The 15,120-nt window shown below is 48.9% G+C and carries 13 protein-coding genes; 9 read left to right on the forward strand and 4 right to left on the reverse strand.

What is annotated here, in order from left to right:
* Window positions 1-107 precede the first annotated feature (107 nt).
* A complete protein-coding gene (soxS, locus tag HGT70_RS01085) occupies window positions 108-473 on the reverse strand; it encodes a superoxide response transcriptional regulator SoxS (protein WP_071433776.1) in 366 nt (121 codons plus the stop codon).
* Window positions 474-568: 95 nt separating this feature from the next.
* Between soxS and soxR the strand changes: the two genes are divergently transcribed.
* The 4 genes from soxR (at window position 569) to HGT70_RS01105 (ending at window position 4,127) form a co-directional block, all read left to right on the forward strand.
* Window positions 569-1,045, forward strand: coding sequence for a redox-sensitive transcriptional activator SoxR (gene soxR, locus HGT70_RS01090; RefSeq protein ID WP_071433778.1), 477 nt, complete (start codon window positions 569-571; stop codon window positions 1,043-1,045).
* Window positions 1,046-1,238: 193 nt separating this feature from the next.
* Window positions 1,239-2,888 (forward strand): Na+/H+ antiporter, encoded by a 1,650-nt coding sequence (locus tag HGT70_RS01095; protein WP_071433780.1) that lies wholly within the window; start codon window positions 1,239-1,241, stop codon window positions 2,886-2,888.
* Window positions 2,889-3,013: 125 nt separating this feature from the next.
* Entirely contained in the window at window positions 3,014-3,448 is a 435-nt protein-coding gene (locus HGT70_RS01100; protein ID WP_214194664.1) for a CidA/LrgA family protein, read from the forward strand.
* Window positions 3,441-4,127 carry an LrgB family protein gene (locus HGT70_RS01105; RefSeq protein ID WP_214194665.1) on the forward strand — a complete coding sequence of 229 codons (687 nt, stop codon included), beginning with the start codon at window positions 3,441-3,443 and terminating at the stop codon, window positions 4,125-4,127. Before HGT70_RS01100 ends, HGT70_RS01105 begins: the two co-directional genes overlap by 8 nt.
* Window positions 4,128-4,162: 35 nt before the next feature.
* Here HGT70_RS01105 and acs read toward each other — a convergent pair whose 3' ends face one another.
* Window positions 4,163-6,118 (reverse strand): acetate--CoA ligase, encoded by a 1,956-nt coding sequence (gene acs, locus HGT70_RS01110; RefSeq protein ID WP_214194666.1) that lies wholly within the window; start codon window positions 6,116-6,118, stop codon window positions 4,163-4,165.
* 492 nt (window positions 6,119-6,610) lie between these two features.
* Here acs and gltP point away from each other — a divergent pair, with 492 nt between their 5' ends.
* From gltP to yncE, 3 genes are all read left to right on the forward strand, one after another.
* Window positions 6,611-7,915, forward strand: a complete 1,305-nt coding sequence (gene gltP, locus HGT70_RS01115; protein WP_214194667.1) for a glutamate/aspartate:proton symporter GltP — start codon at window positions 6,611-6,613, stop codon at window positions 7,913-7,915.
* A 91-nt stretch (window positions 7,916-8,006) separates the two neighbouring features.
* Complete coding sequence (gene murQ, locus HGT70_RS01120; RefSeq protein ID WP_214194668.1) at window positions 8,007-8,918, forward strand: N-acetylmuramic acid 6-phosphate etherase; 912 nt, start codon at window positions 8,007-8,009, stop codon at window positions 8,916-8,918.
* 115 nt (window positions 8,919-9,033) lie between these two features.
* Window positions 9,034-10,071 carry a 7-bladed beta-propeller protein YncE gene (yncE, locus tag HGT70_RS01125; protein WP_214194669.1) on the forward strand — a complete coding sequence of 346 codons (1,038 nt, stop codon included), beginning with the start codon at window positions 9,034-9,036 and terminating at the stop codon, window positions 10,069-10,071.
* Window positions 10,072-10,110: 39 nt separating this feature from the next.
* On the opposite strand, the gene HGT70_RS01130 is transcribed toward yncE, so the two are convergent.
* Window positions 10,111-11,010, reverse strand: coding sequence for a ParB/Srx family N-terminal domain-containing protein (locus HGT70_RS01130; RefSeq protein WP_214194670.1), 900 nt, complete (start codon window positions 11,008-11,010; stop codon window positions 10,111-10,113).
* A gap of 67 nt (window positions 11,011-11,077) precedes the next feature.
* Entirely contained in the window at window positions 11,078-12,313 is a 1,236-nt protein-coding gene (gene sbmA / locus HGT70_RS01135) for a peptide antibiotic transporter SbmA (protein ID WP_214194671.1), read from the reverse strand.
* Between the two features lie 275 nt (window positions 12,314-12,588).
* Here sbmA and HGT70_RS01140 point away from each other — a divergent pair, with 275 nt between their 5' ends.
* Both HGT70_RS01140 and HGT70_RS01145 read left to right on the forward strand, forming a co-directional pair.
* Entirely contained in the window at window positions 12,589-13,323 is a 735-nt protein-coding gene (locus HGT70_RS01140) for a gluconate 2-dehydrogenase subunit 3 family protein (protein WP_071433798.1), read from the forward strand.
* Window positions 13,324-13,325: 2 nt separating this feature from the next.
* Entirely contained in the window at window positions 13,326-15,110 is a 1,785-nt protein-coding gene (locus tag HGT70_RS01145; protein WP_071433800.1) for a GMC family oxidoreductase, read from the forward strand.
* Window positions 15,111-15,120 lie beyond the last annotated feature (10 nt).

Genomic DNA, 15,120 nt, shown 5'->3' on the forward strand with positions numbered 1-15,120 from the left:
AGTCATTAGTGGATGAAATTTGAAGGCTAAGTTAAAAAAATTAGCATTTTTGGCTCGCTATTGTTAACGAGCCTGACAGGATTGACGAGAGGAAAAGTGAGACAAGGTTAGGAGAGTGAACTCATAGTACTAAAAGAGGGCGCAGTACGGCAGCGCTGTGAGTGACGGTATGCCGTTGGCGTTAAATCGAACTTACGGCGAAACACTCGCGAGAAAGTCTGCTGTGATTCGTAACCGTATTGTAAAGCGATATCGAATACGGGGCGTTGACTCGCACAAAGTGCTTCAGCGGCTTTTGCCAAACGGCGGTCACGGATGTAGTCACCAAGCGTTTGACGCGTCATTACACGAAACATTCTCTGTAGATGCCATTTGGAATAACCAGATTTTGCGGCAACTTCATCGATAGAAAGGTTGTTTCCAAGATTTTGATCGATCCACTCAGTGAGTGAGATGATGATTTCTTTTTGCATTTGACGTCGTTCCTCTGTTTAGTCATCACATAATGTGATCTCGAACAAGTTTTTAAAGTATAATTCCTCAAGTTAACTTGAGGTAAAGCCCAAAAATGAAAAAAGAACGATCTCAATTAAAATCAACCCTTTCCCCTGGTGAGGTCGCTAAGCGTAGCGGCGTGGCCGTCTCTGCTCTGCATTTTTACGAGACAAAAGGGTTAATTGCTAGTAGCCGTAATGCAGCAAATCAACGCCGTTACAGTCGGGACGTATTACGGCGCGTTGCAATCATCAAGATTGCTCAACGCATAGGACTTCCCTTGTCGACATTGGGCGAACATCTGGCCAGTTATCCACCAGATAAGCGTATTTCCGCAAATGAGTGGGAGCATCTTACTGCCCAGTGGCGGGATGAATTGGATAAGCGTATTGAAACCTTAATACGCTTACGGGATGATCTTAATGGTTGTATCGGCTGTGGTTGCTTGTCTATGCGCGATTGCCCACTGCGTAATGCTGATGATCATCTTGCTCAGCAGGGGAAGGGCGCGGTACTTTTGGAGCAAGACCCCGACGATTCGGAGCTTTAGACTGGGGATCTTCCTAACGAGCTGCTAGGCTCAACGGGGTAGGTTGCATCAAATGAAAAGAAATCGCTGAGTTTCTAGTTTTTAAGCACGTTTTTTACATTGTATTCAAGGTGTACCGTGTATGTTAAGTAAATGAGTGGGCCTGTAGTAGTTAATAGGTTTTGTTGTCTTCTGGAAAGGTTACAAGGAAAGCATGGAAATTTTCTTTACCATACTAATTATGACGCTGGTGGTATCACTCTCCGGCGTTGCGGCACGTATTATCCCCTTTCAAATTCCATTACCCTTGGTACAAATTATGGCCGGGGCATTACTGGGATGGCCAAGCTTTGGTTTACACGTCAATTTCGATCCGGAACTCTTTTTAGTTCTATTTATCCCGCCTCTCCTTTTTTCCGATGGATGGAAAACGCCTATCAGCGAATTCTTACATCATGGCCGGGAAATTATTGGGTTAGCCCTGGCCTTGGTACTGATTACCGTTATCGGTATTGGCTATTTGATCCACTGGACAGTACCTGGAATCCCGTTAATCCCTGCTTTTGCTTTGGCGGCGGTCTTATCGCCGACGGATGCTGTAGCACTCTCAGGAATTGTAGGTGAAGGCCGGATTCCGAAGAAGATTATGTCGATCGTACAAGGCGAAGCCTTGATGAATGATGCATCTGGTTTAGTATCATTAAAATTTGCCATCGCTGTGGCGATGGGCTCGATGGTGTTTACGTGGTCGGGTGCCTCCGTCGAATTCTTAAAGGTGTCCTTAGGCGGGCTCTTGGCAGGGGTTGTCATTTGTTGGCTATACGGTAAATCTTTGCGCCTGTTTAGCCGTTGGAGTGGGGATGATCCGGCGACACAAACTGTCCTGTTAATGTTGCTTCCCTTTGCGTCATACCTCATCGCTGAACACTTAGGTATGTCCGGCATCTTAGCAGCGGTAGCCGCGGGGATGACCATTAGCCGTTCGGGGATCATTCGCCAAGCTCCGTTAGCGATGCGTTTACGCGCTAATAGCGTGTGGCAGATGCTGGAGTTTGTGTTTAACGGTATGGTTTTCCTCATGCTGGGCTTACAGCTGCCGGGTATTTTACAGACAACACTCACTGAGGCAGAAGTCGATAATAACGTTAATATTTGGATCCTGCTTCTTGCGGTTGCGATGATCTATGTGGCGTTGATCGTCGTTCGTTTTGGTTGGCTATTGCTGATGCAACGCTTAAGTAAACGCTTACTTAAGAAACGTCCCATGGAATTTAGTAATTACTCGTTGCGCGAACTCTTAGTGGCGACTTTCGCCGGAGTTCGAGGGGCAGTAACCTTGGCCGGTGTCTTGTCTATTCCCCTTTTCTTGCCGAGTGGTGAAAACTTTCCTGCACGTTACGAGCTAGTTTTCCTCGCCACCGGGGTGATCCTCTTCTCCCTACTGGCGGGAGTTGTCGCGTTACCGGTGCTACTGAAGGGGGTATCGGGTATCGATAAAGGCGAGACCGGAAGAGAGCTGCGTAACGCGCGTTCCGTTATGGCTAAATCGGGTATCGACAGCCTCTACAAAATGGAGGAGCGTCTAGCAAAAGACACTAACGAAAATATTGACCCTGAGATCCTCAAAGAGGTGAGTTCCCGGGTTATCGGCCAACTACGACGTCGGCTTGATAATAAGGATGATATTGAACAAGCGATGTTGATGGAAAATCTAGAAAGGCGACTGCGTCTTAACGCCCTGCGCGCAGAGCGTGCAGAGGCCTACCATCTACGGGCGACGAAACAGATTTCGGATGAATCGATGCGGAAACTTCTTCGCGACCTCGATCTTTTGGAAGCATTACTTATCGAAAAAGAAGAGTAAGTGTGACCCCCATCTCTAAAGGATGGGGGTTTTTCTCGCCTTTCATCGATAATTTTTATTCATTTCACTGCCGCCCAGCCTCGCTATATACTCATCCTTTACCAGCACAACAATGAGGCGCTTGTATGTCCACTTTATGGCGAAACTTACGCCAGAAGTTGGTTACCGATTCTTTGTGGCAAATTCCGCTGCAACTGTGTATTTATATCGGGTTATACCTATTAGCTGGCCTGTTAGTCACTCTTCTACATCTTCCCCTGCCTGCGAACGTTATTGGTCTAGGTATCTTATTGTTGCTGATTATGTCGCGTATCGTTCCTGTTAAATGGATTCGTGCGGGCGGGAATTGGTTACTTGCCGAGATGTTGCTGTTTTTTATCCCAGCCGTTGTTGCGGTAGTTAATTACGGCCCGCTGTTGCGGAGCGAAGGGTGGAAAATTATCGCGGTAATCGGCCTCAGCACAATACTGGTGTTAGCCACAACGGGTTGCGTCGTGGAACGTGTATTTCGTTATGAGACGGCTCGGGCGCAGCGTAAGCGAGGAGCGAATAATGAGTAGCACGCTGGTTAACCTTGGCTGTCTAGTACTCACCGTCGCCATCTATTACCTCAACAAACGACTATATCGCCGTTGGCGTTCGCTACTCCTCATGCCCTTGGTCTTTACGCCTTTGGTGTTGGTGGTGCTGTTGCTCAGTACTCATCTCCCTTGGGTGAATTATATTGGCGATAATCATTGGTTAATTTGGCTATTGGGCCCAGCAACGCTGGCATTCGCGATCCCCGTTTATGAGAACTTAGGACTAATACGACGCCATTGGATGTCCTTAGGCGCCGGAGTGCTGACCGCGGTGACCGTCGCGGTGTTGAGTTCCATCTGGCTAGCACGTCTCTTTTCGCTACCTGAGATGGTCGAGCGTAGCCTAGCCGTCCGATCCATTACCACCCCCTTTGCCTTAGCGGCGGCGAAACAAGTTGGTGGCCAACCGGACCTGGTGGCCCTCTTCGTGGTGATTACCGGGGTATTCGGAATGGCGATGGGTGACTTCCTGTTTCTACGGCTGATGATCAAACAGAGCATCTCGAAAGGCGCGAGCCTAGGCGCAGCTTCACACGGTGCAGGTACTGCACGTGCCTATCAGCTAGGCCCTGAGGAGGGAGTCGTGTCGAGTTTGGTAATGATGCTAGCAGGAATAGTGACCGTGTTATTGGCCCCGGTTATACGACTGATGTTTTGAATGTTGGGCCACTGATTGCCAGTGGCCCGTGAGTATTAAGGCTGTTTAATACTCTGCTTTTCTTCTAGCAATTTTTCGACCACACCAGGATCGGCGAGCGTAGAAGTATCACCGAAATTACTCGTATCACCCGCGGCAATTTTTCTTAAGATACGCCGCATGATCTTACCTGAGCGAGTTTTCGGTAGCATCTCCGCCCAATGCAACACATCAGGAGTAGCGATAGGACCTATCTCCTTGCGTACCCACTGGCGGACTTCGCTATAAAGTTCACTGCTCGGTTCTTCTCCGCTATTTAGCGTGACATAGGCATAAATCGCTTGCCCTTTGATGGAATGGGGGATCCCCACTACCGCGGCTTCGGCAATTTTAGGGTGTGAGACGAGGGCGGACTCGATTTCTGCCGTGCCTAGACGGTGGCCGGAGACATTCAGAACATCATCGACTCGCCCAGTGATCCAGTAGTAGCCATCTTCGTCACGGCGTGCACCATCACCACTAAAGTAGTAGTGTTGAAAGGTAGAGAAGTAGGTCTGTTCATAACGCTGATGGTCGCCAAACAACGTCCGTGCCTGCCCAGGCCAAGAGTCTGTAATGACTAAATTACCTTCACATACGCCGTCCTGAATACTTCCTTCGTTATCCACAATTGCAGGCTTAACGCCAAAGAACGGTCGTGTTGCGGAGCCGGGTTTTAACGGGGTTGCGCCAGGAAGTGGGGCGATCATAAAACCGCCGGTCTCAGTTTGCCACCAGGTATCGACAATCGGACAGCGGCTATTTCCCATCTTGGTATAGAACCATTCCCATGCCTCCGGGTTAATAGGTTCGCCAACCGAGCCAAGGACGCGAAGCGAGCCGCGGTCGGTACCTTGAATCGCCTTGTCCCCTTCGGCCATCAATGCACGGATTGCCGTGGGAGCGGTATAGAGGATAGTCACTTGGTACTTATCGACAACCTCTGCCATACGCGATGCTGTTGGCCAATTTGGTACGCCTTCGAACATCAGGGTCGTGGCACCGCAGGCTAATGGACCATAAAGTAAGTAGCTATGCCCGGTGATCCAGCCCACATCCGCCGTACACCAGTAAATATCGTCCGGCTGATAGTCGAAGACATATTTGAAGGTGGTGGCCGCATAAACTAAATAACCGCCGGTTGTATGTAACACGCCTTTAGGTTGGCCGGTCGAGCCAGACGTGTACAAGATAAATAATGGGTCTTCGGCATTCATCGCTACCGGTTCATGGTCGAGGGACGCCTCAGCCATCAATTCGTGCCACCAGCAATCGCGTGGCGCATGCCAGCTTGGCGTCTGGCCCGTACGGGACAGGACAATGACAGTATCGACAGTGGTTACGGCAGGGTTGGCGAGCGCGTCATCCACATTTTTCTTTAATGGGATGGGGCGACCCGCGCGTAAGCCTTGATCAGCAGTAACCACTAACTTTGTTTGGCTATCGATAATTCGACCTGCAACGGCATCGGGGGAAAACCCTCCGAAGATGACGGAGTGAATTGCGCCGATGCGGGCACAGGCGAGCATCGCCACAGCGGCCTCAGGCACCATTGGCATATAAAGTGCTACGACGTCCTGAGGTTTTATCCCCTTCGACGTCAATACATTGGCGAACTGACACACCTGCTGATGCAGTTCACGATAGGTAAGGGTACGACTTTCGGTTCCGTCGTCGCTTTCCCAGATAATTGCCGTTTTATCGCCCTGTTGAGCAAGATGACGATCGAGGCAATTCGCGGCTAGATTGAGTTTTCCGTCTTCGAACCAGCGAATATCGATATTACCAGGCGCGAAGCTGGTATTTTTAACCTGGGTAAAGGGGGTCGTCCAATCGACGATCTTCGCCTGCTCACCCCAGAAAGTCGTGGGGTCTGTTACCGACTGTTGATAAAGCGTCGCGTACTGCTCTTCGTTGATCAGTGTGGTGGCAGCAATGGCATCCATAATCGGGTGAGTAATGGGTTGGCTCATGACAGGTCTCCTTTTTTGTTAATTTTATGTGAAAAGATGCATGATAAAAGACCAAGCCGGTGATTTGTTTGGGATATGTGTCAGAGATCACGGGATTGCATCGAAAATTACCGATGCGTCTTCTTTATCGGTATCCTCAGCCATTCTGGCAAAATCAATGAGAATTGCCTAGCACGCAGCAGGGAGTTCGAAAATTTTTTTTCAAAACGTGCGCTTTTTGCTAAGCAAAAATAGTCCTTTTATAAGATAGAGTTATAAAAAACTAGCGTTTTTATACGATTAAGGATTATCAAAAGAGAATTATCCGATGTTTATCAAAGCTTGCGCTCGGCAGAGAGAAAATGGTAATACATAGCACACAAAATCGCAGGAGGCGGTTTTAGCATACAAACATCAAAGACTTGCCCGTTTTATTTTTGGCATTTTTATTTCTGCGTACTTCTCTTGTCACTGAAGAGTGAAAGGCAGTTTGACTGAGGAAACCACTATTCTATGAAAGGCTTCAAAATCACTCTTGCTTGGCAAATCCTAATCGCGCTTGTATTAGGTATCGTTGCCGGAAGCATCCTCCATAACGCACCGGATAGCCGTGATTGGCTGGTGCTTAATGTACTAAAACCTGCGGGCGATATTTTTATCCATCTGATAAAAATGATCGTCATCCCGATCGTCGTCTCTTCACTCATCGTCGGTATTGCCGGGGTAGGTGATGCAAAGAAGCTTGGACGTATCGGTTTAAAAACCATTATCTATTTTGAAGTCATTACCACTATTGCGATTGTGGTCGGACTGACATTAGCCAATGTGTTCCATCCAGGAACCGGAATTGATATGTCTGCGTTAACCACGACGGATATCTCAAAATACGAAGCCACGACGCAACAAGTGCAGAACGGGCCTCACAGCTTAGTTACCACTATTTTGTCGATTATCCCGCAAAACATTTTTGTCTCGTTTGCTAACGGCGACATGTTGGCGATTATCTTCTTCTCGGTATTATTTGGTTTAGGCTTATCATCGCTGCCTGCCGAGCATCGCGACCCACTGGTCTCGGTCTTCCGCTCGACGGCTGAAACCATGTTTAAAGTCACTAATATGATCATGCGTTACGCGCCGGTTGGGGTGTTTGCGTTATTAACCGTGACCGTGGCGAACTTTGGTTTTGCCTCGCTCTACCCATTGGCGAAGCTTGTAGGCTTAGTGTACGTTGCTATTCTCTTCTTCGCTTTTGTTGTGTTGGGTAGCGTGGCCAAGCTGTGCAAACTGAATATCTGGACCTTAATACGTCTCTTAAAAGATGAGTTAATCCTCTCTTACTCAACGTCGAGCTCTGAGACCGTTTTACCGCGGATTATGGAGAAGATGGAGGCGTATGGAGCACCTAAGTCGATTACCAGCTTTGTGGTCCCCACGGGTTATTCCTTTAACTTGGATGGCTCAACGCTTTATCAAAGTATTGCTGCAATCTTCATCGCTCAACTCTATGGTATCGAGCTGTCGCTGACGCATCAGATTATTTTAGTGTTAACGCTGATGGTGACATCAAAAGGTATTGCTGGGGTGCCGGGTGTATCTTTCGTGGTGTTGCTTGCCACGCTTGGAAGTGTGGGCATTCCTTTAGAAGGCCTTGCCTTTATCGCGGGTGTTGACCGTATCATGGATATGGCACGTACGGCATTAAACGTAGTCGGTAACGCCTTGGCGGTCCTAGTCATCTCTTGCTGGGAAAACCAGTTCGATGTAAATAAGGCGCGGGCTTACGAACAACAGATGCTGGGTACCTCGCGCGCTAAATAACCGACGCTTGATCTCCTAGTAACCGGGAGTGCATGATACGGGGAATACCGTTCGGCACTCCCGTTTTTTTTGCGCAAAATAAGGCCTTACTATGTCAATCAACCTCCATCATCTAGTGACCGAAGGGCGTAACATCGCTAGTGAAAATATTGACCAGTTATCGACAGCCCAGATGCTAAAAGTCATCAACGATGAAGATAAAAAAGTGGCACTGGCCGTTGAAGCCATTTTACCGGAAATCACCCAGGCGGTAGAGGCCATCACGACCGCCTTCGCCCAGGGCGGTCGGTTAATTTATTGCGGTGCCGGGACGTCGGGGCGACTAGGCATTCTTGATGCTAGTGAATGCCCACCAACGTTTGGCACGCCTCCCGAGCAAGTGGTGGGGCTGATTGCTGGAGGACAGAAAGCGATCCTGCAGGCGGTCGAGAATGCGGAAGATAATATAGAAAATGGCGCACGGGATTTACAAAACCTTCAGTTCACTAAACACGATATTCTCGTGGGTATCGCCGCGAGCGGTCGTACCCCCTACGTGCTCGGCGCACTCGCTTGGGCGAAGCAGTGCGGAGCCGTTACCATAGCTCTCAGCTGTAATGCAGAAAGTCCGATGGCCAGTTGTGCCGATATTGCGCTAAGCGCTGTGGTGGGGCCAGAGGTTGTGACCGGCTCTTCTCGGCTGAAAGCGGGAACAGCACAGAAGATGATCCTAAATATGCTGACGACGGGGGCAATGATCCGTAGTGGCAAAGTGTTTGGTAATCTTATGGTCGATGTCGAAGCCACTAATCAGAAACTCATTCAGCGTCAAAAGAATATCGTAATCGAGGCGACGGGCTGCCGCGCTGAGGAGGCTGAAGAAGCCCTTATAGCCAGCAATGGGCAATGTAAGACAGCTATTCTTATGATCTTGGCTAATTTTACGGCTGAGCAAGCGACCATTCGGTTGGCGGAACATAACGGTTTTATTCGCGCAGCACTCGCCTCAGGTCAAACAAAATAACGAAATGATTATATTTATCATTTGAAAAATCTATTACACTCTTAGCGTTTCTCAACAGGATAAGCGCTAAGAACTCTGTTTTTTTCTCCGCGCGCAATTACAGAGGTAATCAATCATGCAACGCAATTCTCTTTTTCGCCCATTACTCCTCGTCACCGCACTCTTTTCAACTGGAGCCTTTGCCGAGGACGCACAAACACTGACCCAACCCGTCTCTAAAGGGCTGTATGAACTGGCTTATGGTCAATCCTCACAGCAATTATACGTGGCCAGTGCAGGAAGCCGCCAAGAAACGGGGGGGGCAGTCTATGTGCTCAACCCGCAAAATTTGCAGACAGAACAAGTGATCAAAGAGCCACTCAAGCCCTTCGGCGTAGCGATTGATAATACCCAGCATATCCTTTATTCCGGTAATACCCGCGATGGGTCTATTACGGCTATCGATCTGCAGACCAAGAAGGTGATTGCGCAACAGGCGCTCGAAACGCGCCAACGTACCGAAACCTTCCGCCCGCCGCAAATTCGTGAGATCGCTGTTAATCCAACGACTCACCAGGTTTATGCCACTGGCGTCGGTGCCGAGAGTGTTGTATGGGTCCTAGACGGTAAGACGCTAAAAGTGATCAAAACCATTACTGGCGTCGGTAAGATGGCGACCGGACTCGCCCTCGATGCGCAACAGCATACGCTCTATCTGTCAAACGCTGATGCCGAGTGGATTAAAATCGATACACAGAACAATACCATCGTGCAGCGTACTAAGTTGGCGATCGATGGCGATCACATGCTACTCAACGTGAGCTTGGATACTGCGGGTCATCGTGCCTTTATCGCTGACTTTAAACAGCCGCAAGTCTTAGTCATCGACACACAAACTAACAAAGTGTTGACTAGCATCAAGGTTCCCGAGTCGTTAGGCGTGCTGTTCAATGCACAGCGCCAAGAGCTATATGTGACACATCGTAAAGCGGGTACCGTAAGCATTATTGATACCAAAACCTATCAGGTGAAACGTACCGTAAAAACTGAGGGAATGCCGAATAGCTTAGCATTATCCGATAAGGGGGATGTGCTGTATGTGAGCGTCAAACAGCCTTCCTCTCGTGAAAAAGAGGCGACACAACCAGACACTGTATTACGCATTACGCTGTAATAACAAAGGCCTCATTATTACGAGGCCTTTTTTCCACTGTTACTCGTTAAACAACACCGATAGTTTCCCACCCGGCTCGGCTAATTTCGCCAGTTTTTTCTTATTGACGGTTGCGCGTTGCCCTAACTGTGACAAGCTAGGCGAATCATCTGCAGCCGTAGCATGTTCGTCCCCTTGTGCGGCAACGAGGCTTGACGCAGCCTGTTGTAGATAGGTCATGTAGCCAGCTTTAGTGGAAAGCTGCTCACTCTTCACCGGTTGGTGATCGCGTAGCCAGCTGCCGAGATAAAACTCAAGGAACGGCAGTGCTTGATCTGGTTTATCGTAGGCGATCCCTCGTAAGAAATAGACGACTGAGCGATAAGGGTCGTTCTGCATGGCTTGTAGGCCGACCTGCTGGGGTAATTGGGCAGGTGTTACCGTATTGCCTTGAGGATCTTCTAACCACGTTAGATGCTGTTGTTGCATCGTGCTCCAAAATACATCCATGGATGCGAGGTGGCTAAAGTCGTTAGTAATACGCACCGCGAATGGAAAATCGTGGTTATTGGCTAGCGCGCGATAGGTTGATACCGTGTGGTGGCCATCAGTCAGGTAGATATGCTGATCAGGGGCAATCACCGCGCTTTTTACCTCATCAACATCTGTCCCGACGGCAGCAAGACAGCTAAAGCTGCTAGGCGTGGCCAGAGAAGATTGGCTATCAAATGTTTTTACCCCTTTAGCCCCCATTTCTTTACAGAAATCTTCAAATAATTTTTGTCGATCGTTTTGCAGCGTAGCCACTTTATAATTGACTTCGTCGTCTCCAATCGCCGGTTGAGTCGGGCGTATTTGGCTGACCGTTAATACTTTAATGGTCTGTGCATAAGAGAGCGAGCTGCACGATAAGCCCACCGCGACTAATGAAGCAAGGAGAACTGGAGTAAAGCGTTTCATTAATGTCTTCCTCATAAAAGGGGAGAATAAAAAAAGGTGAGTTACCCCACCTTTCCTTTATCTTTCACTATTCTGAGGCTTCGTTGATTAAGTCTTGGTGTGACTTATCTCTGAGGATCATCTCAAAACTATGAAGACGCTTATAAATTGACATCAATTCGACTAACGTGGACCATGAATTGATCAAGTATTGGAACGATGAACGCACCTGATCGAATACATTGGAGATCTGGTTCATTAATCCTAGGGTGATGGTGCCGGCGACTATCGCTGGAAAGAGCACGAATAAGCCGAAAATATTATCCACTTGTAGATATAAAATACGCGTAATATTGAAATACAGGTAGTGGAAGTAAAGGCGGAAATAATTGTGGCGTACTTGGTGAAAAAGCTCTTTTACCGTAGGGGGCGTGGCGCGGTGCGCATCGTCCTCACCGTAAACCAGCTCCTTACGATAGGCCGCCTCTACGCGTTGATTTTTAAATGAAAGGCCTGGCAGCTTAATGCCGACTAGCGCCAATAATGCGGTACCAAATACTGACCATACAATAGCGATAATGACTAAAGCATAGGGAATATTGCCGATGATCGGCACCTCTTTTACATGTACAGAAAGTTGCGCCAAGATAGGAAGAAACGCAATTAACGTCATGATCGCCTGCAGTAGACTCACCCCCCAGCTTTCAAGTGTGTCGGCAAAGCGCATCGTGTCTTCCTGAACCCGCTGAGAGGCTCCCTCAACGTGACGTAACTTGCCCCAATTCGCCATGAAAAAGTTGTTCATCGCGGTACGCCAACGAAACACCCAGTGACTGACGAAAAAGTTATTGAGTACACCAACGACCACAGCGACTAAGGCGATGCCGAGAAAGGCGTAGATTTGCTGGTAGAAAGTGTCGATATGCACGGAACCGGCCTTTCCCAGTGCCTTTTGGATCAGATCTCCAAACGGGGCATACCAAGCATTAATCGCAACCCCTACTTGCACGCCAAACCAAGTTGAGAAGATGATCAGCGCCGATCCCCATACCGACCAACGCTGCCAAGGGTGGTTGTCGATAATACGCCATATTCCCGCGAATACTGCGACCGCCCCCCAGAAATAGAGATAGAACCACAGGTAACTCAGCTGCCAAAATCGAACGACGGTGGTGGGTAACGGGGCGAGGAACGCCTTCGCGAGTGAGGGGATATGGGCCGGTAACTGCGCTGCAAATCCGAACCAAAACAGAACCACGACCAAACTCCACAGGGCGGCACTGGAGAAGAAGAGCAGTGGGCGTGGGAAATAACACTTAAACATGATGACTCCCTGAAAATTAACTCCTACGACGACTATACTAACTTAACCGACCGGAGAAGGATCTTACTGGCGATTAAAAAACATATTCAGATGACAAGATGTTAAATCTGGTCACAAAAAATAAGATGATATGACTTTTGATGTTACCTAACTGTGTTACAATTGGGGTGTTACCGGTAACTATCTAATTACACTATAACTGAGTTTCCGCACAACACCGTCTCGCTCACTTTCAATTTTTCATGCTGCATTATTTGCAGTATTAAGGCAATGTCATGTCAGAACAAAAAAACGGCCAGTCACGCCGTGATTTTCTGCTGAAAACTATCGCGATCGCCCCGGCTATGGCTGTCGGTACTGCAGGGATCGGGGCTCTAGAAAGCCGAAGCGTCTTAGCCGCAGACAACACCAATACTCCTCATACTCATGCGAGAGACTACCAGCCTACGTGGTTTACGGCTGAAGAGTTCGCGTTTATCACGGCCGCTGTCACGCTGCTAATTCCAAACGATGACCGCGGACCAGGTGCTCTAGAGGCTGGCGTGCCTGAATATATCGATCGCCAGATGAATACGCCTTATGCCATCGGCGCAAACTGGTACATGCAGGGGCCTTTTACACCGGATGTTGATAAGGAATTTGGTTACCAGCTTCCTTTAGTTCCGCAGCAGATCTATCGTTTAGGTATCGCTGAGGCTAACCAGCAAAGCCAAAAGCACTATGGTAAGGTCTTTGCTGAACTCACCGCGGCACAGCAAATTGAGTTTCTTAAGGCACTTGAAGCGGGAAGCGCTACATTCCAGCAGCTTCCGGCAAAGACTTTCTTCTCATTCCTCTTACAAAATACCCGCGAAGGCTTCTTTAGCGATCCTATCCATGGTGGAAACCAAGGCTTGGTCGGCTGGAAACTTATTAATTTCCCAGGGGCGCGGGCAGACTTTATGGATTGGGTAGAGCGTGGAGAACGCTATCCTTTACCACCAGTATCGATTCGGGGTGAGAGAAGTTAATCATGGCTAATGAGCAGAAAAAAGTAGACGCAGTGATCGTGGGTTTCGGATGGGCGGGTGCCATTATGGCCAAAGAGCTCACCGAGGCAGGTTTGACAGTGGTAGCGCTAGAGCGAGGCCCACATCGCGATACTTACCCCGATGGTGCTTACCCGCAATCTATTGATGAGTTGACGTATAACGTCCGTAAAAAGTTATTCCAAGATCTGTCAAAAAGTACGGTTACCATACGTCATAACCCTTCGCAAACAGCGGTACCTTATCGCCAGCTAGCGGCCTTCCTACCGGGTACCGGAACGGGTGGTGCAGGATTACACTGGTCGGGGGTGCATTTCCGTGTTGACCCGGCAGAACTGCGTTTACGTAGTCATTATGAAGAGCGTTACGGTAAAAATTTCATCCCGGAAGGCATGACGATTCAAGATTTCGGCGTGACTTATGACGAGCTGGAACCGTTCTTCGACCAATCTGAAAAAGTCTTTGGTACATCGGGCACGGCTTGGTCGATCAAAGGTAATGTCGTAGGTAAAGATAAGGGCGGTAACCCTTTCGCTGGCGATCGCTCGCAAGACTTCCCGTTACCCGCACAGAAAAGAACCTACTCCGCACAACTTTTCTACAAAGCGGCACAGGCTGTGGGTTACCACCCTTACGATATGCCATCCGCTAACACATCCGGACCCTATACGAATACTTACGGTGCGCAGATGGGGCCATGTAACTTCTGTGGTTATTGTAGTGGTTATGCGTGCTATATGTACTCTAAGGCTTCGCCGAACGTCAATATCTTACCCGCGTTACGCCAAGAGCCGAAATTCGAGCTACGTAATGACTCTTATGTATTGAGAGTTAACCTTACTGACGATAAAAAGCGGGCGACGGGCGTGACTTATGTTGATGCGCAAGGTCGTGAACAGGTACAACCTGCTGACTTAGTAATTCTATCGGCTTTCCAGTTCCATAACGTCCATCTCATGCTGTTATCGGGTATCGGTAAGCCTTACAACCCTATCAGCAATGAAGGGGTCGTTGGGCGTAACTTTGCCTACCAGAATATGTCGACCCTGAAGGCATTGTTCGACAAAAATACCACGACTAACCCTTTTATCGGCGCAGGCGGTGCAGGGGTAGCGATCGATGATTTTAATGCGGATAACTTCGACCATGGCCCACACGGCTTCGTCGGCGGCTCTCCATTCTGGGTAAACCAAGCTGGCGTTAAGCCAATCTCAGGGCTACCGGTTCCAGCCGGGACACCGACCTGGGGAAGCGAGTGGAAAGCGGCGGTGGCCGATACTTATACTCACCACGTCTCGATGGATGCGCATGGTGCCCATCAGTCATACCGCAATAACTACTTAGATCTCGACCCGAACTATAAAGATATTCATGGCCAGCCTCTGCTGAGAATGACATTTGATTGGCAAGAGAACGACATCAAAATGGCACAGTTTATGGTGTCCAAAATGCACAACATCGCACAGGCGATGAATCCAAAAGCTATTCTCGGTGCGGCGAAAAAAGAGGGTGCTCATTTCGATACGACCTCTTATCAGACTACCCATATGAATGGTGGGGCGATAATGGGAGAGGATCCTAAGACCAGTGCGGTTAACCGTTACCTACAGAGCTGGGATGTCCATAACGTATTCGTACCGGGTGCATCAGCATTCCCGCAAGGTCTGGGCTACAACCCGACGGGACTCGTCGCGGCATTGACCTATTGGTCCGCAAAAACGATTCGCGAGGTTTACCTCAAGAATCCTGGCCCACTGGTTCAGGCATAAGGAGAGGCTG

This window comes from Rosenbergiella collisarenosi, from assembly GCF_018494085.1.
Classification (GTDB): domain Bacteria; phylum Pseudomonadota; class Gammaproteobacteria; order Enterobacterales; family Enterobacteriaceae; genus Rosenbergiella; species Rosenbergiella collisarenosi.